Source organism: Archangium lansingense, from assembly GCF_026626635.1.
GTDB lineage: Bacteria > Myxococcota > Myxococcia > Myxococcales > Myxococcaceae > Archangium > Archangium lansingense.
Genome location: NZ_JAPNKA010000001.1, coordinates 998,419 through 1,020,418, shown reverse-complemented (window position 1 = coordinate 1,020,418; position 22,000 = coordinate 998,419). Strand labels below are relative to the sequence as shown.

Annotated in this window: 21 protein-coding genes; 9 read left to right on the top strand and 12 right to left on the bottom strand. The window is 67.7% G+C overall.

The genetic code is table 11. The features are described 5' to 3' along the window. Nucleotides 1-11 precede the first annotated feature (11 nt). Nucleotides 12-2,264: a serine/threonine protein kinase gene (locus OV287_RS04150; RefSeq protein ID WP_267532667.1), complete on the bottom strand. Its 2,253-nt coding sequence runs from the start codon at nt 2,262-2,264 to the stop codon at nt 12-14. A 469-nt stretch (nt 2,265-2,733) separates the two neighbouring features. Between OV287_RS04150 and OV287_RS04145 the strand changes: the two genes are divergently transcribed. Together OV287_RS04145 and OV287_RS04140 are read left to right on the top strand one after the other, a co-directional pair. Continuing rightward, nucleotides 2,734-3,225 (top strand): hypothetical protein, encoded by a 492-nt coding sequence (locus OV287_RS04145; RefSeq protein ID WP_267532666.1) that lies wholly within the window; start codon nt 2,734-2,736, stop codon nt 3,223-3,225. Between the two features lie 105 nt (nt 3,226-3,330). Further along, nucleotides 3,331-3,669: a hypothetical protein gene (locus tag OV287_RS04140; RefSeq protein WP_267532665.1), complete on the top strand. Its 339-nt coding sequence runs from the start codon at nt 3,331-3,333 to the stop codon at nt 3,667-3,669. Nucleotides 3,670-3,688: 19 nt separating this feature from the next. On the opposite strand, the gene OV287_RS04135 is transcribed toward OV287_RS04140, so the two are convergent. After that, entirely contained in the window at nt 3,689-5,347 is a 1,659-nt protein-coding gene (locus tag OV287_RS04135; RefSeq protein WP_267532664.1) for a M14 family zinc carboxypeptidase, read from the bottom strand. A gap of 113 nt (nt 5,348-5,460) precedes the next feature. Here OV287_RS04135 and OV287_RS04130 point away from each other — a divergent pair, with 113 nt between their 5' ends. Both OV287_RS04130 and OV287_RS04125 read left to right on the top strand, forming a co-directional pair. After that, nucleotides 5,461-7,251: an ABC transporter ATP-binding protein gene (locus OV287_RS04130; RefSeq protein ID WP_267532663.1), complete on the top strand. Its 1,791-nt coding sequence runs from the start codon at nt 5,461-5,463 to the stop codon at nt 7,249-7,251. After that, on the top strand, nt 7,248-9,050 hold the full coding sequence (locus OV287_RS04125; protein ID WP_267532662.1) for an ABC transporter ATP-binding protein: 1,803 nt from the start codon (nt 7,248-7,250) through the stop codon (nt 9,048-9,050). The genes OV287_RS04130 and OV287_RS04125 overlap by 4 nt, the downstream gene beginning before the upstream one ends. A 49-nt stretch (nt 9,051-9,099) precedes the next feature. Here OV287_RS04125 and OV287_RS04120 read toward each other — a convergent pair whose 3' ends face one another. From OV287_RS04120 to OV287_RS04110, 3 genes are all read right to left on the bottom strand, one after another. Beyond that, nucleotides 9,100-10,248, bottom strand: a complete 1,149-nt coding sequence (locus tag OV287_RS04120; protein ID WP_267532661.1) for a mannosyltransferase family protein — start codon at nt 10,246-10,248, stop codon at nt 9,100-9,102. A 166-nt stretch (nt 10,249-10,414) separates the two neighbouring features. Continuing rightward, on the bottom strand, nt 10,415-10,882 hold the full coding sequence (locus OV287_RS04115; protein ID WP_267532660.1) for a cupin domain-containing protein: 468 nt from the start codon (nt 10,880-10,882) through the stop codon (nt 10,415-10,417). Further along, nucleotides 10,879-12,285 (bottom strand): cytochrome P450, encoded by a 1,407-nt coding sequence (locus tag OV287_RS04110; protein WP_267532659.1) that lies wholly within the window; start codon nt 12,283-12,285, stop codon nt 10,879-10,881. The genes OV287_RS04115 and OV287_RS04110 overlap by 4 nt, the downstream gene beginning before the upstream one ends. Before the next feature lie 98 nt (nt 12,286-12,383). On the opposite strand from OV287_RS04110, the gene nudC reads away from it, so the two are divergent. Then, nucleotides 12,384-13,217 (top strand): NAD(+) diphosphatase, encoded by an 834-nt coding sequence (gene nudC / locus OV287_RS04105; protein WP_267532658.1) that lies wholly within the window; start codon nt 12,384-12,386, stop codon nt 13,215-13,217. A gap of 146 nt (nt 13,218-13,363) precedes the next feature. Next, nucleotides 13,364-14,056, top strand: coding sequence for a radical SAM protein (locus OV287_RS04100; RefSeq protein ID WP_267532657.1), 693 nt, complete (start codon nt 13,364-13,366; stop codon nt 14,054-14,056). A 12-nt stretch (nt 14,057-14,068) separates the two neighbouring features. Here the strand turns inward: OV287_RS04100 and OV287_RS04095 are convergent, their stop codons facing one another. Beyond that, complete coding sequence (locus OV287_RS04095) at nt 14,069-14,593, bottom strand: B-box zinc finger protein (RefSeq protein WP_267532656.1); 525 nt, start codon at nt 14,591-14,593, stop codon at nt 14,069-14,071. Between the two features lie 19 nt (nt 14,594-14,612). Continuing rightward, nucleotides 14,613-14,897, bottom strand: a complete 285-nt coding sequence (locus tag OV287_RS04090; protein WP_267532655.1) for a hypothetical protein — start codon at nt 14,895-14,897, stop codon at nt 14,613-14,615. Between the two features lie 98 nt (nt 14,898-14,995). On the opposite strand from OV287_RS04090, the gene OV287_RS04085 reads away from it, so the two are divergent. Continuing rightward, nucleotides 14,996-15,310: a hypothetical protein gene (locus tag OV287_RS04085; RefSeq protein ID WP_267532654.1), complete on the top strand. Its 315-nt coding sequence runs from the start codon at nt 14,996-14,998 to the stop codon at nt 15,308-15,310. Nucleotides 15,311-15,441: 131 nt separating this feature from the next. Here the strand turns inward: OV287_RS04085 and OV287_RS04080 are convergent, their stop codons facing one another. The 5 genes from OV287_RS04080 to OV287_RS04060 form a co-directional block, all read right to left on the bottom strand. Further along, on the bottom strand, nt 15,442-16,197 hold the full coding sequence (locus OV287_RS04080) for a hypothetical protein (RefSeq protein WP_267532653.1): 756 nt from the start codon (nt 16,195-16,197) through the stop codon (nt 15,442-15,444). Between the two features lie 26 nt (nt 16,198-16,223). Next, a complete protein-coding gene (locus OV287_RS04075) occupies nt 16,224-17,528 on the bottom strand; it encodes an AAA family ATPase (RefSeq protein WP_267532652.1) in 1,305 nt (434 codons plus the stop codon). A gap of 177 nt (nt 17,529-17,705) precedes the next feature. Then, nucleotides 17,706-19,028, bottom strand: a complete 1,323-nt coding sequence (locus OV287_RS04070) for a sensor histidine kinase (RefSeq protein ID WP_267532651.1) — start codon at nt 19,026-19,028, stop codon at nt 17,706-17,708. A gap of 90 nt (nt 19,029-19,118) precedes the next feature. Continuing rightward, complete coding sequence (locus OV287_RS04065; protein WP_047861561.1) at nt 19,119-19,352, bottom strand: GIY-YIG nuclease family protein; 234 nt, start codon at nt 19,350-19,352, stop codon at nt 19,119-19,121. Nucleotides 19,353-19,440: 88 nt separating this feature from the next. Further along, nucleotides 19,441-19,683 carry a CBS domain-containing protein gene (locus OV287_RS04060; RefSeq protein WP_267532650.1) on the bottom strand — a complete coding sequence of 81 codons (243 nt, stop codon included), beginning with the start codon at nt 19,681-19,683 and terminating at the stop codon, nt 19,441-19,443. A gap of 175 nt (nt 19,684-19,858) precedes the next feature. Between OV287_RS04060 and OV287_RS04055 the strand changes: the two genes are divergently transcribed. Together OV287_RS04055 and OV287_RS04050 are read left to right on the top strand one after the other, a co-directional pair. Then, entirely contained in the window at nt 19,859-20,875 is a 1,017-nt protein-coding gene (locus OV287_RS04055; protein ID WP_267532649.1) for an alpha/beta hydrolase, read from the top strand. A 67-nt stretch (nt 20,876-20,942) separates the two neighbouring features. After that, nucleotides 20,943-21,989, top strand: coding sequence for a peptidylprolyl isomerase (locus OV287_RS04050; protein ID WP_267532648.1), 1,047 nt, complete (start codon nt 20,943-20,945; stop codon nt 21,987-21,989). Nucleotides 21,990-22,000: the final 11 nt, after the last annotated feature.

Here is a 22,000-nt window from a genome sequence, read left to right as displayed (position 1 = left end):
CCCGGCGAGGCTCACAGCTTCGCGGGGAACTCCGCCTGCCCTTCGGCGCAGAAGAGGCCTACCCGGTCCTTGCCCACGAAGGGCACATCTCGTCCGCCCTTCACGAAGTCGCTCAGCGCGATCTCCCGCGTGCCACTGGGAGCCATGCCCCCCAGCTTGTACATGTCACGGCCGCGGATGACGAGGATGCAGTTGCTCCAGATGAGGGTGTCCGTGCTGGTGAGCACGATCTTCTGGACGAAGGGACCGATGCTCTTGAGCGAGGTGCGTCCGTTCAGCTTCCGGGGCTCGGCGGGCGTCTGCGCGGGAGCCGTCTCGGCAGGGGGCGTGGCGATGCCAGCCTGGGCGACCTCGGATGTGGGCTTCGTGGTGGGAACGTTGGGGAGCACCACGAGGAGGTCGGCCTTTCCCGCGTTGCGCACGCGCGCATCGGGGAGCACCGTCGTGCGCCGCTCCTTCACCACCACCACCGTTGCCGTGCCCACCAGCCTCGCCTTGCCATCCTTCGTCGGCGCCGCCACCACCTGGAGGACCATCTCCGGGGTGAGTCCCGCCGCCTTCCCCTCGAAGATGCTGTAGTACTCGCTGCGAGCGACCTTCCGCATCACCGCCACGTGCTCGGCGGGGACGAGCTTCTGCGCACGCACGTGTGACTCGGACGGCTTGGTCTTCGTGGGCTGCGCCTCCGCGGGTGCTGCGACCTCGGCCTTGGCTTCAGCCTCAGCGGGAGTCCCCGCCTCCTCGGGCGCTACGGGTTCGGCGGTCTCCCCGGGTTCGGTGCCCGTATCGGGAGCCTGGGGAGCCTCGGCAATGGCCTGGGGACCAGGACCACCGGGCATGGGCCGGGCTTCCTCGTGCGGGGGCGGCATGCCCGGAGGCGGGTGTCCCATGCCGGGGTGAGGAGGATGCGGCGGAGGTCCACCTGGCCGCGAACCCTCGGCGGCCCACTCGCGCGGCGGAGGCTGATGAACCGCGGGCGAACGATTCATCAGCACCGAGGTGATACCCGCCGTAGCGCCAATCAGACCGAGGGCCCCGAGGGCGAGCGCCGCAGTCCACCCCTTGCGGCCAGGACCGGACTTCTCGAGTTGGAGCGTCTCTACCGGCACGGCACCAGGGACAGCGCCGACGGCAGGCGTGGCAGTGGCACTGGGCGAGCGCACCATGGTGGGCTCGACCCCGGCGGGAACCAGGGGCAGCGGGGAGTGGCGTCCGGTGTTCGCGGGTGCGCCAGTGTTCACGGACGGCAGGGTGTCGCCAGGCAGGGGCGTGCGGCGCACTCCCGGGCTGGAGGAGACGCGGGAGATGAGCTGGCGCTGCGTGGCGAAGGCCTGCGGGCAGATCGTGCGGACGAAGTCGCCCACCTCCTCGGCGCCGAGCGTGGAGCCAGAGCGCAGGAGCTGCTCGTTGAGGGCGCGGGCGAAGTCATCGGAGCGGGCGTAGCGCTCGTCGGGATTGGGAGCCAGGGCGCGGCGCACTACCGCATCAATGGCCGGGTCCACGTCCGGACGTACCTCATGCAGGGCGGGCACGTTGGGGTTGGACATGGCGGCCATCATCTCGCCCACCGTGCCATGACGGATGAGAGACCGGCCCGCGATCAGCTCCCACACCACCACGCCGCAGGAGTAGACGTCGCTGCGGTGGTCCACGGCCTCGGCGCGCACCTGCTCCGGGGACATGTAGCCCAGCTTGCCCATGACGGTGGACGGCAGGGTGTACTTGCTGCGCGCGGCGCTCTTGGCGAGGCCAAAGTCGATGACCTTGACCTCACCCTCGTAGGACAGCATCACATTGTGGGGCGAGACGTCGCGGTGGACGATGCCCAGGGGCGTGCCATCCGGGCCCGTCTTGCGGTGGGCGTAGCCGAGCCCCTCGGCGATGCGCTGACCGAGGTAGAGCGCGACCGGGACGGGAATCTGCTGGCCCTCGTTGCGCGCCTGCTCCTGCAGGTAGGCCAGGTCCACGCCTGCCACGTACTCGAGGGCCATGTAATAGGTGCCCTCGGCCTCGCCCATGTCGTAGACCTGCGCAATGGACGAGTGGACGAGGTGCACGAGCACCTTGGCCTCGTGGTGGAAGCGATCCAGGAACTGCCGGTCCTTCAGGAGCGCGGGGAGGATCGTCTTGACGATGCAGGGCTTCTCGAAGCCAGCCGCGCCGGAAATCTTGGCGAGATACACCTCGCCCATGCCGCCCTGCCCGAGCAAGTGAACGAGCTCGTAGCGTCCGAGTAGGCGGGGGAACTGGGGGGCGTCATTCATCGGCGGAGAGTCCATGGACCTGGGCACCCATCCTAACCCGGGAGATGCCCGGTGGTTGCGGGGACCCCTTATTCCTCCGCATCAGAGGGAGAAGGGATGCCGCGCCTGCCTTGACGGAGGGCGAGCATGGAACTTCATCGCAGAGCAAAACGTCGACTGCCCACCGCAGTCAGAGCGGACAAAATTGTCGCCCGGCCGCCCGGTCTCCTAGGGTGAAGCCTGCCGGTCCGTAAGATCCACGCGGACGGGGTGGGGTGGCGAAGTCGTCCACGCGGGAAGGGTGCTGAACTTTTGTACAGCCCCCCCCCCCCCCCCCCCCCCCCCCCCCCCCCCCCCCCCCACTTCCGTCTCTAAACCCCCGAGATTACTCGGGTTTTTGACGAGGGTGCAGGGCTATGGTTGGGACGCGCGACTCGAACCTCATGGGTGACGAAGCCGAGTGGCCCTCTCGGAGCATGCGAGGGGAGGCATGAGGCTGCTGGCGCTGCTGAGTGTCGTGGCGGTGGCCTGCGTCGGTTGCGGGCACGCACGGCCAACACAGGACAGGGGCGTCCGGACCTATGTCCTCGACGAGGACGCGAGCGGAGTCGGCAGTGCACTGGGGACGGGGGGCGCCGGGTACGACTGCGACGACGAGCTCAACAAGTGCTTCGCCCGCTGCTGGGAGTCAGCTCAACAGCCCTACCCGCACGTCGAACATAACGAGTGGTACTACGAGTACTGCACCCGGGAGTGCCGGAAGCAGTACATGCAGTGTGTCGAGGAGCTGGAGAAGGAAGAAGCGGAGCGGGTGAAGAAGCACCCTCCCCTCGAGTTCTCGAGTCTCGACAAGGCGCGCGACTGGATTCGGGCACACAAGTCCGAGGTCGCGCTTGGAACCGTCGTCATCGTCGCGGGCACCGCGTTCATCCTCGCCACGGGCGGAAGCGGCGCGCTGATTCTCGCACCTCTCGCCCTCTAGGGCGTCTGTCTTTCACGACACCACGTGGTTGGACCTGCTCCCTGGCCTGCAATGACATACAACAAGAACTTCGATGCTGATGCTGTCCTCCGGACCGTGGAGGCTGTGAGCAGACACCACGCGGAGGGAACACCCGAGGACGAGGCCCTCCGGATCTGCGCGGCCGCGTTGCTCTTCGTGCGTGATGACCTCAAGAAACTCGAAGAGTTTCGCGAATTTTTTCGCAAAATCACCACCCCGGCCAGCGAGGGCGTCAAGGTGGCCCACACGTTCGGCTCGAGGGAAGAGGCGGAGACGTGGCTCGCGAGCGGTGCCGCGAAGGATGGCCAGCTCCTCAGGGTCGCCGGCCAGGGCTTCACGGTGATTGACCGTGGGCCGAAGGGGCTGAAGCTCGTCCGGATACCGCTACCGGAGGAGCTGCCCCCTCATAAGCCCGGGAAGTAGGACCCGCCCTCGCCGTGGGTTACTCGGCTTTCTTCGGCGCGCTGGCCGAGCCCACCACGCGGTGGATGGGATAGAGCTCCCCCACCTGGATGAGCTTGTCGAGGAACTGCCAGCGGCAGAGGCCGTCGTCGGAGTGCGGCTCGAGCAGATACACGGCCAGGGTGCCAGCGCGCTGTGCCGTGGGCACGAGTAGGGTTCCGGCGGGGAACTCGCGCGTGGTGCGCTCGGGGGAGACGGTGAGCACGGTCTCGAAGCGCACGGGCTTGGGCTTCTGGCTCAGCGGCACCTCGGACTGGCCGGGAGGCGGAACGTTCGTGGCCACGTCGGGGCTGAACGTCTCCTCACGCCGGGCCACGCGGTAGCTGTCGACCGTGAAGCGCGTAGGAGCGTCGAGGCGCTCGAAGCGGATGCCATGGCCCTCGATGCGCGGAGCGAGCTCCGCCGGCACGAGGTATGCCGCCGGCGTGCTCACCGCCTGGGTGGGCACGAACGTCCGGTGGTGCGGCGTGAGGTATGCACGGCGGCGTTTTCCCGGGTAGCGGCGCGCGGTGATGCTCGCCTCGTCGAAGGCGAGGATGTGGGCCGCATCGTCGGGCTTCGCGTAAGCGGGGTACTCGAACACGAGCGCGCCCTTGTCGTCACGCGTGGCGACCCCGTAGTTGATGCCCACGAGCTCCTGCACATCAGGCGATTCGCCGCGCGCGATGATGCGCTCCTGCTCGGACTCGGTGATGTCACGATAGGCGCTGGCGTTCTTCGCGGCGTCGCGGATCAGCTCGAGCAGCCACGCCCGCATCACCGCGCAGCGGCGCGGGAAATCGATGTAGCTGTAGGTCTCGAGCAGCACGTCGATCCGGCCGAGCAGACCGCGGTAGTGGCTGCCGAAGCGCGGGAGCGCGGGATAGGTGTGCCAGCCCGAGAGGGGATTCCCCTCCTCCTTGTAGTTGCCGTACCAGAAGCTGTCGAAGCCATGGCGCGTCTTCACCGCCTTGGCCACACGCTCGAGCATCTCGCGGTTGAACGCGCGCAGCTCCGAGAAGAGCGGCTCGTTCGAGTGCGACGTGTCATAGGTGAGGTCGAAGGCGTGAATGCTGCCGTCGGTGGTGTGGCAATCGATGAAGACGTCGGGCCACCACGTCTGATGGAGCCTGGCGAGGGCGCGCGTCTCCGGCGCCTCCTGCTTCATGTTGTCGCGATTGAGATTCCAGCCCTCGCCCGTGTAGCGCATACCCACGCCGCCCTCGGGGTTCACCTGGCCCTCGAGGTTTTTCAAATCCAGCTTGCGGTTGTTGGGGCTGATGCGATCGTTGCCGTCGGGGTTGAAGTTGGGAATCAGCACGAGGCAGAGCCTGTCGAGCAGCTTCTGTCCCAACTTCGTGAGCGTCAGGTCCCGGGCGAGCGCCAGGACGGACTCCTTGCCCTCGACCTCGCCGGCGTGGATGTTGGCCTCCACCATCACCACGAGCTTCTTCTGCCGGCGGGCGAGCTCGGGGGTGAAGCAGTTGCGGTCGCTGACGATGAGCGCGATCAGGGGCTGGCCCTCGCCGCTCTGGCCGAAGTCCACGCGCTTGGCGAGCTTCGTGCGGCGGCAGAGCTCGTCGACAAAGGCGAGCACATCGGAGTGACGTGAGGTTTCCTTGTAGTTCGACGCTTCGGCGCGGGTGAGCAGCTCGGTCATGGGGGCGCATCCGAGCGTCCCCCTCACGCAGCGTCAAGCACTCCGTCACTTCCCCCCAAACTTACCGCCGGGGCATTGCGGCTCGAAGCCCACTTGGATACGTCTGCCTGGACATGGAACACGGACGAAGACCGCCGCGGCCTCCCCCGGGCAGCGGCAAGGCCATCTGGCGGGCGCTCGGATACCTGAGCCGTTACAAGCTGCAGACGGCGGGCGCCCTGATGGCACTCCTGCTCGTCTCCGCCGCCAACCTCGCGGCGCCTCAAATGGTTCGGCTGGCCATCGACGGCGGCATCGCCCAGGGCAACAGCGCCACGGTCTTCACGGCCGTGGTCGGCCTGGTGGCCATCGCCCTGGGACGTGGGCTCTTCAACTTCCTCCAGGGCTACCTGGCCGAGCGCATCTCCCAGGGTGTGGCCTTTGATTTGCGCGACGCGCTCTTCGCACGCATCCAGCGGCTGAGCTTCAGCTACTACGACCAGGCGCAGACCGGCCAGCTCCTCACCCGGCTCACCAACGACGTCGAGCAGGTGCGAACCTTCGTCGGCTCCGGCGTGGTTCAACTCGCGGCCTCGTGCGCCATGCTGCTGGGCTGCGCGGCGCTGCTGCTCGCCCTCAACCCCGTGCTCGCGGTGGCGGCGCTGGCCTCCATCGCGCCCATCCTCTGGCTCCTCCGGAACTTCGTCGGAAAGATGGGCCCGCTGTTCGGTGCGGTGCAGGGTGCCCTGAGCCGGCTCAACACCGTCCTCCAGGAGGATCTGCGCGGCATCCGCGTAGTGCGCGCGTTCTCCGGCGAGGCCCGCGAGGCCGCTCGCTACCAGAAGATCAACGACGAGCTGCTCACCTACAACCTGGGAGTCATCGACGCCATCTCCACCAACTTCCCGTTCGTGGGCTTCTTCGCCAACCTGGGCACGCTCGTGGTGGTGGGCGTGGGCGGTGTGCTCATCTTCCGCCAGAGCCTGAGCCTCGGCGAGCTGCTCGCGTTCAACAGCTACCTGGGCTTCCTGCTCATGCCGCTCATGACGCTGGGCTTCATCGCGGCGCAGATCTCGCGCGCCGGGGCGTCCGCGCTGCGCGTGTTCGAGCTGCTCGACACCCAGGTGGAGGTGGCCGACAAGCCCGGAGCCACGACGCTGCCACCGCTCCAGGGACGGGTCGAGCTGCGCGACGTGCGCTTCCGCTATGCGGGCAGCGAGAGGGAGATTCTCCGAGGGGTGAGCTTCGTGGCCGAGCCGGGACAGCTCGTGGCCATCCTCGGGACGACAGGCTCTGGAAAGAGCACCATCATCAACCTCATTCCCCGCTTCTACGACGTGACCGGTGGCGCGGTCCTCCTGGACGGGCACGACGTGCGCGAGGTGACGCTCTCCAGCTTGCGCTCGCAGATCGGCGTGGTGCTACAAGATGCCCTGCTCTTCTCCGGGACGGTGCGTGAGAACATCGCCTACGGCCGGCCAGAGGCGACGCAGGAACAGATTCACGCGGCAGCCCAGGCAGCCCAGGCGGCGGAGTTCATCGCCGGGCTGCCGCAAGGCTACGACACGGTGGTGGGCGAACGGGGGGTGGGACTGTCAGGCGGCCAGCGCCAGCGGCTGGCGATCGCCCGGGCGCTTCTCACCGACCCACGCCTGCTCATCCTCGACGACAGCACCTCGGCAGTGGACGCCGGGACGGAGGCAGCCATCCAGGACGCGCTCGACCGACTGATGCGCGGCACGAACCGCACCGCCCTCGTCATCGCCCAGCGCATCAGCACGGTACGTGACGCGGACCTCATCCTCGTGCTCGACGAGGGGCGAGTGGTGGCGCAGGGGACGCACGAGCAGCTCCTCGCCTCGAGCTCGCTCTACAATGAGATTCTCGGCTCGCAATTGCAGCGCGGAACCCCGGAGGCAGCATGAGGAGGCCCGGAGGAATCGAGTCGATGGCGGAGATGGAGGTCCAGAGAGCCGTCCATCGTGGTGCGGTAGCGCGCCGGCTGCTGACCGAGCTGCGTCCCCACCGAGGCACACTGCTGGTCGCGCTGGCATTGGTCATCGTGAGTGCGCTGGCACAGGCCATCGGACCGTACCTGGTGAGCCGGGCCATCGACCGCGACATCGGAGGCGGGAACCCAGCGGGCCTGCTGCGCACCATGTTGCTGCTGCTCGTTGTCTACGGCGTGGGAACGGTGGCCTCTCGAGCGCAGACACTGCGCGTGGGCGCGTCCGGCCAGCACGTACTCTCCTCGCTGCGCACCCGGCTCTTCGAGCAGCTCCAGGCGCTGCCGCTCTCGTACTTCGACAAGCGGCCGATTGGAGATCTGATGAGCCGGCTGCTCAGCGATGTCGACACGCTCAACCAGTTCTTCTCACAGGGGCTGACGCAACTTTTGGGCGCGCTGCTGGGGCTGGTGGGCATCATGGTGGCGATGCTGGCGCTCAACGTCCGCCTGGCGCTGGCGTGCTTCACCCTCATTCCGGCGATGCTGCTCACCACCTGGTTCTTCGCGGCCCGCGCTCGGAAGGCCTACCGCAAGACGCGGCAGACAGTGGGCAGTGTGACGGCGGAGTTGCAGGAGGAGCTCGTCGGTGTCCGGCAGGCGCAGGCGTTCAATCGCACGGACGAGAACATCCGGCGCTTCCGGGGCAGGAATGCCGCCAACCGGGACGCCAACGTGGCCGCGGTGGGCATCACCTCCGCGTTCTCCCCGGCCATCGACATGCTCGCCACGCTCTCCACGGCGCTCGTCATCGGCTACGGCGGACACCTCGTGCTCCAGGGACAATTGAGCGTGGGCGTGGTGGCGGCGTTCCTCATCTACGCCCAGCAGTTCTTCCGGCCGGTACAGCTCGCGGCCTCGACGTACACGCTGATGCAATCGGCGCTCGCCGGCGCGGAGCGCATCTATTCCATCCTGGACGAAGCGCGCGAGCCCGCCGACATTCCGGATGCACTCGAGCTGGGGCAGGCCCAGGGGCGCATCAGCTTCGAGCGGGTGTCCTTCGCCTACGACGCCGAGCACCCGGTGCTCAAGGACGTGAGCTTCGAGGTGGCGCCCGGCCAGACGGTGGCGCTGGTGGGCCGCACGGGCGCGGGGAAGACAACCGTGGCCAACCTCATTCCCCGCTTCTACGACACGACGGAGGGGGTGGTGCGGCTGGATGGAGAGGACATCAAGCGTGTGAAGCGGGCGAGCCTGCGGCGGCAGATGGCGACGGTGATTCAGGAGCCGTTCCTGTTCTCCGGCACCATCGCGGAGAACATCGGCTACGGCCGGCCGGGTGCGAGCCGCGAAGAGATAGAGCAGGCCGCACGCGCGGTGCATGCCCATGAGTTCATCGCCGTGCTGCCCAAGGGTTATGACTCGGTGCTCGGAGAGGGAGGCGCCACGCTGAGCCAGGGACAGCGGCAGCTCCTCGCGTTCGCACGGGCGGTCATCGCCGAGCCGCGCGTGCTCATCCTCGATGAGGCGACGGCAAACATCGACACGAGGACGGAGGCCCTCATCCAGCGCGCTCTCTCCACGCTGCTCGCGGGCCGGACCAGCGTGGTCATCGCGCACCGGCTCAGCACCATCCGGAGCGCGGACCTCATCCTTGTCATCGACGCCGGACGCATCACGGAGCGCGGCACCCACGAGGAACTGATGGCCCGCAACGGCCTATATGCGGAGCTGTATCAACGGCAGTTCCGCGAGCCGGTGTCTCCTGCGCACTAAGTTCGAGTTTCGCAGGCTACCGGCCCTCCACCTGCGCCTCGAGGCCCGCTCACGACACGTAACGCGCGAGCGCGAACTTCATGGTCATGAAAATCATCAGCGCGGTACTCGCCCACAGCCACGCGGTGACCCGGCGGGGCCGCGCGCGCAGCAAATCCGCGAGGACGAGGAAGCAGGGAAACGCCGCGAGCGCGTACCGGCCAAGCCCGATGAACTGGTAGCTCGAGGCGAGTGGCATTCCCATCGCGAGGAGCGAGTATGCGCCGTATCCCCAGCCGAGCCGGCGTGCTGTCGGCACCGCCAATGCGGTAAACAGCAGCGCTAGCAGCGCATGAGGCAGCGCGAAGCCGTAGATGTGCGGCTGTAGAGCACCGGTGAAGAAATCGAGCTTGAGCCAGGTGCGCACGCCCGGAGCCTGATGCCAGCCCTTCTGGGCTTCGACGAATGCGAAGGGCGTGTCAAAGGCGTGGTACTGGTACGCCATCCACGCCAGCAGTCCCAACGCCGAGAGCGCGGGCAGCAGATCGATGGCGCGCAGCTGCTCACCCTTGCGCAGGCGGCGCTCGCACTGGCGAACGAGGAGCCCGACGACGACTGCGGGCGCGATCGGCCGGCACGCGGTCGCGATCGCACCCAGCACCGTCGCGCCCAGTACCTGGTCGTGCTCGAGCGCGAGAAACGCGCCCACCACCAGCACGAAGAACAGCGCATCGGAGTAGACCGCACCGTAGATGAAGAACGCGTAGGGCCAGAGCAAGAGCAGCCAGGTCGCCAGCTGCGCCGTCCCCGTGTCGAAGCCGTTGGACCGCTCGCGCTCCCGGGCCCACCGGGAAAAGGCAATCACCCCACCGAGGCCACAGCAACAGGTCAGGAGAATCCCGGCGATGAACGTCGAGAGGCCCAAGGCGCTCATCGCGCGCATCAAGAGCGGGTACAGCGGGAAGAAGGCCACCGAGCATTGCTGGCCGGGCACGAACGAGTAGCCCTCCCGGGCAATCAGGCCGTACCAGCGCGCGTCCCAGCGCACCCAGCCATCGAGGAACGGCCACGCGGCGAGCTCACGCGTGAACAGACCGGTGCTCGGCTTGAGCGGCAGAAATGCGACGGAGACGCCGACCACGATCCAACAGCCGATGGCGACTGAACACCAGCCCAACGCGGGCGAGCGTGCTACCCGGTCACGGAGCATTCGCAGCATGCGTCGCGCTTAGCCGAGGCGAGGGACGAATTCCATCGCCACCGCGCCCTACCCCGCCCGGGCCTCGGAAGTGCCACCGGAGTCCTCCGCGTACAGGGACTCGATGAGCGCCTGGTGCCGGGCCTCGACCTCGAGAGGGCGCACGCGCAATCCGACTCACCCGCTCTCACGGCGAAGGAACGGCGGGCTTCACGGGCTCGCCCTGACGGAAGCGCGCCTCCGGTCCGGGGCCCACGTACACCTGCACGGCGCGGAAGCGCGGAGCGCCCTCGGGAATCAGGGCCGAGTGGCGGGTACCCGCGGGGATGTAGACGGCATCCCCCTGCTTCACGGGCATCTTCTGGCCCTCGATGGTCATCTCCGCTCCACCCTCCTCCACATAGAGCATCTCGACGCTGTCCGCGTGGATGTGCTCGGGCACTCCGGCACCCGCCTGGAGTTCCAGCACCCCCATCGAGGCCGCGCGGGCTCCGGTCTCCTCGTTGACGAGCAGGATGGCGGTGCCCTTTCCCTGGGAGATGCGGAAGGTGGGGGCCTCGGCGCTGCCCACCACATGGCGCACAGGCACGGTGGGAGCGTGGGCACAACCAACGGAGACACAGCACAGGACCGTCAGGAGCGAGGTACGCATCATCCCTCCGTTCCTAGCACGGTGGACTGGCCCGGCGCGTCCGGGGGCATGGTCACCCTGTTGGCGGTGACACGCAGCCCATACCGTGGCCGCAGCGTCACGAGCGCCTGTGGCTCCACCCGATGACCCGGTACGAGGCGGAAACGGAAGCGCTGTGCCACCATGGCCAAAACGAGCTGCCCTTCCATCAGGGCGAGCCCATTGCCGATGCACTGGCGCTGTCCGCCACCGAAGGGCAGGTAGGCGAAGCGCGGGCGAGCGGCGGAGCGCTCCGGGAGGAAGCGGTCAGGGTCGAAGGACTCCGGTTGCTCCCAAAAGGCCGGGTTCCGGTGGAGGACGTACGGCAGGGGGACAACGATGGAGCCCTTGGGAATGGTGTAGCCCCCGAGCACGTCGTCTGCGAGTGCCGTACGGCTGATGAGCCAGGCCGGCGGATAGAGCCGCAAGGCCTCGTCGAAGACACGCGCCGTGTAGCGCAACCGGGGCAGGTCCGCGAAGCCCGGCACACGGTCACCGAGGACGGAGAATACCTCGTGCGCGAGCCGCGCCTCGACCTCGGGGTGTTGCTGCAGGAGGTAGAAGGTCCACGCGAGCGCATTGGCAGTGGTCTCGTGTCCGGCGAGCACGAGCGTCATCACCTCGTCGCGAAGCTGCGCGTCACTCATACCCTCGCCGGTGTCCGCGTCGCGGGTCTCCATCAGCAGGGAGAGCAGATCCTCAGCCCGGTGGGAGCCCTCGCGACGCTGGCCGATCAGCTCGAAGACGAGGCGGTCCAGCACCCGGATGGCGGACTTGAGACGCCGGTGGCCCGCGAGCGGGAGGGAGAGCGGCAGGGGCACGGAGGCCAGGACGCGGCGGTTGGATTCCTCGAGGGCGGTGGTGACGGCGTGCCCCGCCTCGTCAACGGCCTCGCTCAGGTCTGCGCTGAAGAGCACGCGTCCGGTGATGGCCAGGGTGAGCCGCGTGAGTTCCGCGGCGAGGTCGAACGGCTGGCTCGAGTCGGCCAGGGGCTCCCAGCGCTGGAGCGCGGACCCGACGAGGCCAGTGATGGCCGTGGCGAGGCCCGCCAGACGCTCGCGGTGGAAGGCAGGTTGTGCGAGGCGGCGCTGGCGCATCCAGAAGTCGCCCTCGCTCAGGAGCAGCCCATTGCCGAGAATGGGCCGCAGCCGCTGCATCAGCCGGGTCTTCTGGTAGTTGCGCGCGTTGTCCACGAGGACGCGCTTCACGTCATCCGGGTGGCTGAGCTGGTAGAGCTGGAGGGGCCCCATCCGATAGCGGACCACGTCGCCGTACTGCTCGCGGATCCGCGTGAAGAATCCGAGCGGATCGGCCCTGCGCTCGGGCAGGTTGCCGAGGAGCCAGTGGCCCCGGGGGCCGGGAGGACTGCGGCGGGCGTCATGTGTCATCGCTGCGACGTCTCCCATACACCAGGGGCAGCTTGTAGGGGACCCTCCCAGGAACGAGTCCCTGCCCCCGCGGACCGCGCCCCGCTAAGGTGCCGGGTGTGAGCCAGCCTCGATTCATTCCCGGACATGAAGTCCCCGCGCGCCCGCGCGACAGTGCCCTGCTCTTCGCCGCGCATGGCCTGGACCTCCTCGTCGAGGAGCGCGAGAAGGCCGTGCGCATCCCCACCTGCGCCGAGCTGCCCGAGCTCGCCACGGGGGCGCACTTCCTCGGCACCCTGGGGGAGGTGGACTGCTACGCCGCCGACTTCCCCAAGGGCATCTCTCCCCCCGAGGGCCTGAAGCTCATCCCCGCGCGCAGCCTCTACGGCCGCGTGGACGAGACCCTCTTCGGCGTCGCCGGCCGGGCCCTCTCCATCGCCGAGTGGGACATCACCCACCGGTTCTGCGGGCGCGATGGCCAGCCTACGGTGCTCGTCCCCGGCGAGCGCGCGCGCCGCTGCCCCGTCTGCCACACGCCCTACTACCCGCGCATCTCCCCCGCGGTCATCGTGCTCGTCACCCGCGGGGACTCCATGCTGCTCGGGCGCAACGCTCGCTTCCCCGGAGTCATGTTCAGCACCCTGGCCGGCTTCGTCGACATCGGCGAGTCGCTCGAGGAGACGGTGGTGCGCGAGGTGAAGGAAGAAGTGGGGGTGGACATCAAGAACCTCCGGTACTTCGGCAGTCAGCCCTGGCCCTTCGGTCGCTCGCTCATGCTGGGCTTCACCGCCGAGTACGCCGGTGGCGATATCCATGTGGACGGGCAGGAGATCTCCGAAGCCGGCTGGTTCACCCCCGACAACCTCCCGCCGATTCCCCCGCGCCTGAGCATCGCCCGGCAGCTCATCGACTCCTTCATCGCCCAGGTGAAGGCCCGGAATCCCCCAGCCTGAGGCTCGCGTGCCGAGGCTCGCTCCCTCCCGAGACGGGCGGGCGGCTGGAAATCCCGAGAGATGTTGGGCGGTTGAGAGCCAGGGGGTCTCTCCGCTTGCAATCCACCGCCCGAGTGGGGTTGAAGCGAGGCCCCCCGGAATCCCCCATGCCTGTCGCGCGCCCCCACATCGAGCCTCGTCGTGTTCCCACCGCTAACTCAGTGGTGGTCAAGGAGTTCTACCTGTCGGTGCAAGGTGAGTCCTCGCACGCGGGGCTCCTCTGCTCCTTCGTGCGGCTCACTGGCTGCCACCTGCGCTGCACCTACTGCGACAGCGAGTTCGCCTTCCACGGCGGCACGCGCATGAAGATTCCGGAGGTGGTGGCGAAGGTGAAGGAGCTCGGCGCGCCCCGAGTGGAGGTGACGGGAGGCGAGCCCCTGCTGCAACCCGGGGTGTACCCGCTCATGGAGGAGTTGCTGGCCTCCGGTCTCATCGTGCTGCTGGAGACGAGCGGCGCCATCGACGTGCGGCTGGTGCCTCCAGCGGTCCATAAAATCGTGGACATGAAGACGCCGTCCTCGGGCGAGAGCGACCGGAACGACTACCGGAACCTCACGTCGATGAATGCCAACGACGAGCTCAAGTTCGTCATCGGCAGCCGCGAGGACTACGAGTGGTCCAAGCGGCTCATCGCCGAGCACCGGCTGCTGGAGAAGCCGTACGGACTGCTCTTCTCCACCATCTTCGGCAAGCTGACGACGAAGGAGCTGGCCGAGTGGGTCATCGCGGACCGGCTGCCCGTGCGCTTCCAGCTCCAGATGCACAAGTACATCTGGGACCCGAACGAGCGCGGCGTGTGAGACGCGAGCGCCTCAGCGCTGGCCCGAGGCGAAGAAGCCCAGGACGAAGCGGAGCACGAGGAAGAGCTGGAGCAGGACGCAGGCGAGGTTGAACCAGGCCAGCCCGCGCGTCCACCGGGCCAAGGAGCGCGCGGGCGAGGAGAGCTCCACACGCTCCAGGCGGCGCAGCTCACGGGCCGACAGCCAGAAGCCGAGCCCCGCCGCGATGGCATTGAGCACGGGCAGGCGCCGCAGCAGGGGAAAGACGATGGTGGCCCTGCCCATGTCCACCACCACGTTCATCGGCAGGAGCATCGCGAGCGGCACGGTGAGGAGGGCGACGATGCCCAGTCCGAACGTCAGCTTGAGGGCCAGGGAGGCCGCGCCGTGCCGGCGGACGAAGGCGATGCAGGAGGCGCAGTAAGCAGCCTCGCCGAGCAGCTCGGTGCACTCGCCGCACAGGAAGGTGCCGCAGCGGACACAGGTGGCGACCGCCGCCCGCTGGTGCGTGGGGCAGCGAGGGTTGGTGAAGGCGGGCAGGTCCGGCGCGGTGGCCACGGGCTCGCCTCGGGCCGGATCAGAAGATGGGAGGCGGGGGCGGACGGAGCATCACCTGCTCCAGCGCATGGGCGCCCAGGCCGAGGAAGACACCGGCGAGCACGGTGCTGCCGAAGAAGCCAGCGAGGATGAGGTTCTTGCGCGGGTGCTCGAACTGACTGAAGGCGTAGACGAGCATGTAGAAGGGCACCAGCAGCACCATCATCCCGGTCCCCAGGCTGCGGCGGAACGCGTGGATGAGCAGAAAGACGGCGCAGACGAGCGTGATGACCCCGAACAGGGCGGCGAGAGGGAGGAGCGGCACGACCCTCAGATAGCACGGCTGTCGCCTGGACGTGGCCCCCGTGCACAAATTGCGTGCTAAAGGACGCTCCCACGTCTCCTCACCGAGGTGCCCGGACGATGGCCACACTGAAGACCCTGCTTACCTTCATGCTCCTGGGAGCCTTCCTGGGCCTGGCCACGGCCTCGTGGATCGGCCCCCAGTTCCTCGAGTGGTACAACACGGCGCCGCTCGGGGCACAGACGATGTGCGACCTGCCCAAGGTCATCCAGGGCATCACTGCGGATCTGCTGCGCTACCAGGTGTACGGCACGCTCATCGGCGCGGGCGCCTTCCTCATCCTGGGCATCGTCTTCGTAGTGGCGCGCTCGAAGAAGCAGAAGCAGGCCCAGCAGCCGCCCGCCACCCCGCCCCAGGCGAGCGCGGCCACTTGAGCCCTACTGTCCCCTCGCCCTCCGGGAGAGGGACGGGGTGAGGGTATCTCGCCCACTCGGGTTGCGAGCACCCTCTCCCTCTGGGAGAGGGCCGGGGTGAGGGTCTTGTCCCGGGTGCGTAGAGCCGTGAATCACCCGTAGGCATAGGTCCGGGCCAGGGCCTCGCGCAGTTCGGTGTCCTGATTAAGCGCCTCGACGACGGCCGTGAAGGATTTGCCCGCCGCCCGGACCTCCCGCGCCGGAATGCCGGCGGAAGCCAGGTCCAGGTTGTGAGCAGCGCCCAGGCACACAGCCTCCTTGGGCTTCAGTACCTCATCGAGCGCGGTCCGGTCCTGAGCCCACGCCTGGAACTGCTCGACATCCCGTCCGCCGTAGCGCTCCTGGCAGAGCCGGATGGCCTCGCGGGTGTTCTGAAAGAGCCACGCTTCGATGCTGTAGAACGGAACCACGGTCTTGAGCCGGGCCATGCGCGCGTCGGCATGGGCTTCGATTTCCTGGGAAGCGGAGCCTCTCCGCTGCGCAGCAAGCGTCAGCACGATGAGCCCCCGGACTTTCTCCCGAACGAGGTTCTGGAACTTCGCCACGTTCTCGCTCGAATCACGAGAACTCCAGGTTCGATCACCATCGAAATGAAAGAAAACCCAGCCGCCTTCCAGCATGACCTGGGTTGCGATGGTGCGGATGAGCTCAACCTGCTTCTGCCGATCTTTGGCCTTGCTGCTTTTCCACACGTTGGCGTGGAGCGCCTGTAGCGCCAATTCGTTCCGCACGGGCTCGAAGGAGATCTTGTTCGTCTGGACGTACTCATCCACCTGTTTGAGCAGTTCCTTGACGATGCTGCGCAGCGTCTCGAATGCCTTCGTCCCCGAGTCCTCCGTCAGCACCAACGCGGACAGGCACGTGGCAGCGCTGCTCACCACAGCCCCCGCGTCCGGAGCAACTCGCTGACGTGCTGGATGGCCACCTGGTACGCCTTGAAGAACCCCTCTGAGTCCTCCGCGGTCATGTTCTCCCAGACCATCTGCTCTCGGCCCTCATGAAGCTCCGTACGGCAGAGAACAAACGAGGAACGGACCTCCTCGGCGGACTCGAAGGAAAGATAATCGAGCAGCAATGGATTCTGGCTGGTCAGGAAGGCTTGGCGATCTCCGATGTCCTCCAAACATGCGTCGATCCACTCGTGATGCATGCCGTTGACGAGTTCGTCAGCCACCAGGCAGCCTGGATTGCAGGCTTGGTAGTAATAGAAAGCCAGCAGCCGCTTCTGACCGTAACTCAGGACCGAGTGGTTGATGATGGAACCATCCTGGCGTGTGAAGTCGAACTGGAGGTTCCCGAAGATGAGCTGCTCGTTGGGGGGTGGGGTCCGCGCGGTACGCTGGAGCCTCATTTGGGCTGATTGGAATCCAAGAAGCTCGACCACCCGTTTGAGGAAGGAAGCGCTCGTATCGGCCGTGTTAAGCCGCACCTCATCGATATCCGGTGCGCTCTTGATTGTACGGCGCACATGGCCTGCAAAGCCACCTGGCTCGCCTTCCCCGGACGTTGTCACATAATCGCTGCCTTCGCCCTGGCGTATAGTCTTGAAGAGGGATGGACTCTTGGTGATGTGCTCCAAATACGCAAGCGACTCATCGAAGCGACGGATTCTAAATAAGGGGAATGTCGAAATCAGCACCCTGCCCCAACGGCCCCCCTCTTCCGGTTCACGGCGGGCATCAAAGAGACGATCCATCGCCAGGAACATATTGCCCAACATGGCCTCACCCACCAAGGGAGAGGAATACTCGATAGCGATGGGCGGAGCCTCGTCTGGCAGTTCCATCCAGAGCTTGGAGCCCTTGAATGACAGCGAGAGTTGCTCCTGGCTCGGCAGCATGATTCGAAGCTCTCCCGAGGAGCCGGCCCGCTCAACCGGCGATTCGGTGCCCAGCATCCGCAGGAAGTCTAAGCCCAAACGCTCCAACACCTCGTTGCGCACCCGGAGCAGCATCGTCCCGTCAGGCGTTTCCAGCTCATATTCCAGAGCGAACTCTTCCTCCAGCATTTGGGAGAAATCCCAGCGCAGGAGTTGGACAATCAGATTCAGTAGCGTCGTCTTGCCCGTACCATTCCGCCCCAGCAGTACGTTAAGTGAGTCGCGGAAGTGAAGCTCCGTCCCCGGCTTCACGTTCCGAAACTTCTCTATCTTCAGACGCTTCAGCTTCAGCTTCTCCATGGCTCGGGGTCCTACCGGGTCGACGCGGGTCCGCTACGCGCATCGCCGCTCGCCAGCCGATACGCGCGCCCACCTTACCGCGCGCACTCCGCCGGTCCACCCCGCATCACGGTGCTCGTCCACGGCGGACACCGGGCGTAGACCCTCACCCCGGCCCTCTCCCAGAGGGAGAGGGAGTCACGCCACCAGCAGTTCCACGATGAAGCGCGCGCCGCCCTCGGGGCGGTTCTCCGCGCGCAGCGTGCCGCCAAACGACTCCACGTACTGGCGCGACAGCGCGAGCCCTAGCCCCGTCCCCTTCCCCGGCGCCTTCGTCGTGAAGAAGGTCATGAAGAGCTTCGGCAGGTGCTCTTCCGCGATGCCGGGCCCGTTGTCCTCCACCATCACCCGCACCCGCTCCCCCTCCACCTCCGCGCGCACCGCCACCCGCCCGCCCTGCACCTTCGCGTCCTCGATGGCGTCCGCCGCGTTCAGCAGCAGGTTCAGCAGCACCTGCTCCAGCCGCCGCGGCTCGGCCTTCGCCACCACCTGCGGCGGTACCTCCACCGCCAGCTTCACCAGTGACTTCAGCCGCACCGACGCCAGTCTCATGCTCGACTCGATGACCGGCACCAGCTCGCACCTCCCCACGCACTGCGCCGTCTCCTCGGCCCGCGACACCGTCGTGAGGTCCTTCACGATTTGATGGATGCGCTCCACCCCCTGCAGCGTCTCCTGCAGGGCCTCGGTGTACTCGGCGTCGTTGCCGTCCGCCGTCGGCTGCCGCTCCTCCAGCAGGAAGCGCAGGTTCGCCTGTACATAGGCCAGCGGGTTCTTCACCTCGTGCGCAACGCCCGCCGCCAGCCGCCCTACCTGCGCCAGCCGCTCGGTGTGCAGCGCCCGCGCCTGGGACGCCACCAGCTCCTCCTGCACCGCCCGCTGATCCTCCTCCGCCCGCGTCCGCGCCTGCTTCAACCGCCGGTAGAAGGAGCTCATCTGCATCCCCACCGCCCCCGCGCCCATCAGCAACAACAACCGCGTCACCATCGGCACTGGCGCCATCCCCTCCAGCCCCATCAACGTGCCCGCGGCCACCACCGGCATCAGCGTGCTCAGCACCCCCTGCCACAGCTCCCCCCGCGACACCGTCAGCGTCATCAGCGGCATCACGAAGAACCAACTGAAGAGCGGATTGCTCGCGCCTCCCAACCGGTGCACCACCACGGCCAGGAACACGTTGGGCACCACCACCCCGGCCACCGTCCGCACCAGCCTGCGGCGCGACGGCCCCAGCCACCGCAGCGACCAGCCCATCACCCCCGTCAGCCCCGCCCACCCCAGCCGCAGCGCCAGCGTGTCCCACGTCGGCCTCATCACCGACAGCGAGTCCACCAGCCAGAACGGCAGACACGTGAGCGCCAACAGGTAGAGCAGCTGCTGCTCGTCACGCAGCACCAGCTCCTCGCCGCGCGACATCTCCCCCGCACCCTCCAGGGGTGCTCCGCCGTGCTCCTGCGTCATGTCCGTGCCGGTCTCCCAGGATTTCAAGGGAATGGAGAGTTCAGAACGGAACACTTACACAAAATGGGGTCAAACGAAACCCAGCCTGGGTCAGCGGCGCACCCGGCCCACAAGGCGGAGTTTCTCAGCACGTGAGAGGCGCTTCAGCGCGGCCTCGCGGCGCAGGGCGGCCCCCCGGTCGGCCGCCGGCTCGCTCCAGACGAGCGTCACCGGCAGGCGGGCCCGGGTGTAGGCGGCGCCACGGCCCTTGTTGTGGGTGGCCACGCGGCGTTCGAGGTTGTTGGTGGCGCCGGTGTAGAGCGTCCCGTCTCGGCAGCGCACCATGTAGACGGTCCAGAGGTCCGGCACGGCGGACGGGCAGCATAGCGCAGGCCCTGGCCCGTCCGGCCGCTCTCTTCGCTCGCCCGTCTGCTCACCAGGGCACCGGACACTCGCTTCCCTGCTTCGGCCGCCCCTCCAATGCCGCCATCACCAGGGCCACCGGCAGCAGGGGGTCCACCTTCCAGGCCGCCAGGACGTGCGCCCTGCTGACGAGCCCCACCAACCCTCCCGCCTCCCCCACCACCGGGAGCAGCGAGGCACCGCACCGCTCCATCACTCGCAGGGCACGCAGGAGGGTATCCGTGGGAACCAGAGTGACGTCGATCGAGGACAACGTTTCCGCAACAGTCGGCTTTTGCCGCATCCACTCGCCTCCCGGCTTGAACGACTGTGGAGCAATGCAACCGTTCTGCCGACATGTGGGTCCGTAGGATTTTCAACACGGCATCCGTCCGCCAGGGCATTACATTCCAGCTGTGACGAATCGAAACGGGCCCAGGCTGACGCGGATGGCGGACATCTTCTCCCGGGCGGTCAACCGCGACGGAGAAGGGTTGCTCACCCTGCCCTTCAAACCGGACGAGCTGTACCGGGTGCCCACCGATGATGGGGCGGCCATTGCGCTGGGGCGCTACCACGCCCGAGAGGCACGCCGGTACGCAGAGCCGGTCATCCTGTGCCATGGGCTGGGCGCCAACCGGTTCCACATGGACTTCGACGAGCACTACAGCCTGGCACGTTACCTGGCCCGAGCGGGCTACGAGACGTGGGTGCTGGAGCTGCGCGGCCGAGGGCTGGCGGGCCCGTGCGGTGACGCCTCCTTCGACGACCAGGCCGAGCACGACGTGCGCACGGCCCTGCGAACCGTCCTCTCCACGGGGGCCAAGGAAGTGCTCTGGGTGGGCCATTCCAAGGGAGGGCTGACGCTGTACGGCCATCTGGCCCGCAACCCGCAAGCTCCAGTACGGGCCGCGGTGGCCATTGGCAGCCCCTTCACCTTCGCGGTGCAGCCGGGCCTCAAGACGTTCATCCAGAAGATAGAGCCGCTGTTGCGGCTGAAGATGATTCCCACCCGGCGGATTACGGGCATCGCCCTGTTCGGCGCGCCGCCGGGGCCGCTCAGCCGCTACATGATGCTGTCCTCCAACATGGAGCCGGACGTGGTGCGCAAGGCCCTGGCCAACGTGCCCGCGGACATCTCCGGCGGCGTGGTGCGCCAGTTCGCCCACTGGATAGCCACCGACTCCTTCTGCATGGAGGACGGCACCTGCTACCGCAAGCCGCTGGCCGGGGTGAAGCTGCCGGTGATGCTGCTGGCGGGGAGCAAGGATTTGCTCGCTCCCCCGCTCGCCGTGGCGCGGGCGCAGGAGCACCTCGGCGGGCCGGTGAAGCTGGTGGTGGCCGGGCGAGGCCATGGCTTCGCCGAAGACTACGGGCACGCGGACCTGGTGCTGGGGCGTCGGGCACCGGACGAAATCTTCCCGCTGGTGGAAGCGTTCCTGTCCGCGCACGCGACCCGGGCGTAGGAAGGCCCCGGGGGGACGTCCGGTTGTCCGCTCTCCCCCGGCGTGCTACCCCACGGGCCCGCACTCTATGTCTCCTGTCTCCCGCTTCCTGTCCCTCGCCCTGCTGGCCCTCGTGGGCTGCGAGCGTGGCCCCGCGCCGGGCCACGCCGTGGTGGACTTCCGGCACTCCCGCGAGCCGGGGGGTACGCCCGTTGCCGCCTGGAAGGATGACCGGCTGACGGCCGAGGAGCTGAAGCAGCGCCTGGAGGAGATGAGCCCCGCGCTGCGCGAGCGCTACCAGACATTGGAGCAGAAGCGCGAGTACGTGGAGGGCCAGGCCCGCTTCGAGCTGCTGGTGCAAGAGGCCCTCGCACGCGGGCTGCAGAACGACCCCGAGGTGGTGGCCAGCACCAAGCGCGCGCTGGTGTCCCGGCTGATGCGCGCGCAACTGGACGAGGCCAGGCCCCCCGTCTCCGAGGCGGAGGTGGCCGCGTACTACGAGAGCCACAAGGAAGACTACGTGCGGCCGGAGCAGGTGCGGCTCTCGCACATCTTCCTCGCGGCGCCTCGGACAGACGCGGCCCGGGGGGAGACGGCGCGCGTGAAGGCGGCGAAGGTGCTCGCCGAGGCGAAGGCGCTACCTCCCAGGGACTTCACCGCCTTTGGCCGGCTGGCCCGCACGCACAGCGAGGAGCCCCGCACGCAGCCTCTGGATGGAGATCTGCGCTACCGCTCGCTCGAGGAGCTCGGACGGGACTTCGGACCCGAGGTGGCGGAAGCGGCGCGGGGGCTGCTGGCCAGTGGCCCGGGCGCGCTCAGCGGAGTGGTGAGCACCGAGGCGGGGCTGCACGTATTGCAGCTCACTGGCCACCAGACGGCGCTGAACCTGAAGCTCGAGGACATGCGCGAGCAGATTTCCAACCGCCTCTCCCAGGAGAAGCGCACCCGGGCCTGGACGGAGCTGCTCGCCGGGCTGGAGCGCCGCTCCGGCTTCAGCGTGGACGCCGCGACGCTCTCGCGGGTGCACGTGGACGTGAGCACCCCCATGCGGCCCGCGAGCGGCCCGCCACCCGGCACCATTCCCGCCCCCACCCCTGCCGCGCCCCCTTCTTCCGCTTCCGTGGAGCGCCCGTGACTCTCAAGAGG

Bases quoted from the DNA above. Each gene is read 5' to 3' on its own strand.
- OV287_RS04150 (WP_267532667.1), bottom strand. From the start codon at position 2,264: ATGAATGACGCCCCCCAGTTCCCCCGCCTACTCGGACGCTACGAGCTC.
- OV287_RS04145 (WP_267532666.1), top strand. From the start codon at position 2,734: ATGAGGCTGCTGGCGCTGCTGAGTGTCGTGGCGGTGGCCTGCGTCGGT.
- OV287_RS04135 (WP_267532664.1), bottom strand. From the start codon at position 5,347: ATGACCGAGCTGCTCACCCGCGCCGAAGCGTCGAACTACAAGGAAACC.
- OV287_RS04130 (WP_267532663.1), top strand. From the start codon at position 5,461: ATGGAACACGGACGAAGACCGCCGCGGCCTCCCCCGGGCAGCGGCAAG.
- OV287_RS04125 (WP_267532662.1), top strand. From the start codon at position 7,248: ATGAGGAGGCCCGGAGGAATCGAGTCGATGGCGGAGATGGAGGTCCAG.
- OV287_RS04120 (WP_267532661.1), bottom strand. From the start codon at position 10,248: ATGCTGCGAATGCTCCGTGACCGGGTAGCACGCTCGCCCGCGTTGGGC.
- OV287_RS04115 (WP_267532660.1), bottom strand. From the start codon at position 10,882: ATGATGCGTACCTCGCTCCTGACGGTCCTGTGCTGTGTCTCCGTTGGT.
- OV287_RS04110 (WP_267532659.1), bottom strand. From the start codon at position 12,285: ATGACACATGACGCCCGCCGCAGTCCTCCCGGCCCCCGGGGCCACTGG.
- OV287_RS04100 (WP_267532657.1), top strand. From the start codon at position 13,364: ATGCCTGTCGCGCGCCCCCACATCGAGCCTCGTCGTGTTCCCACCGCT.
- OV287_RS04085 (WP_267532654.1), top strand. From the start codon at position 14,996: ATGGCCACACTGAAGACCCTGCTTACCTTCATGCTCCTGGGAGCCTTC.
- OV287_RS04075 (WP_267532652.1), bottom strand. From the start codon at position 17,528: ATGGAGAAGCTGAAGCTGAAGCGTCTGAAGATAGAGAAGTTTCGGAAC.
- OV287_RS04070 (WP_267532651.1), bottom strand. From the start codon at position 19,028: ATGACGCAGGAGCACGGCGGAGCACCCCTGGAGGGTGCGGGGGAGATG.
- OV287_RS04065 (WP_047861561.1), bottom strand. From the start codon at position 19,352: ATGGTGCGCTGCCGAGACGGGACGCTCTACACCGGCGCCACCAACAAC.
- OV287_RS04055 (WP_267532649.1), top strand. From the start codon at position 19,859: ATGGCGGACATCTTCTCCCGGGCGGTCAACCGCGACGGAGAAGGGTTG.
- OV287_RS04050 (WP_267532648.1), top strand. From the start codon at position 20,943: ATGTCTCCTGTCTCCCGCTTCCTGTCCCTCGCCCTGCTGGCCCTCGTG.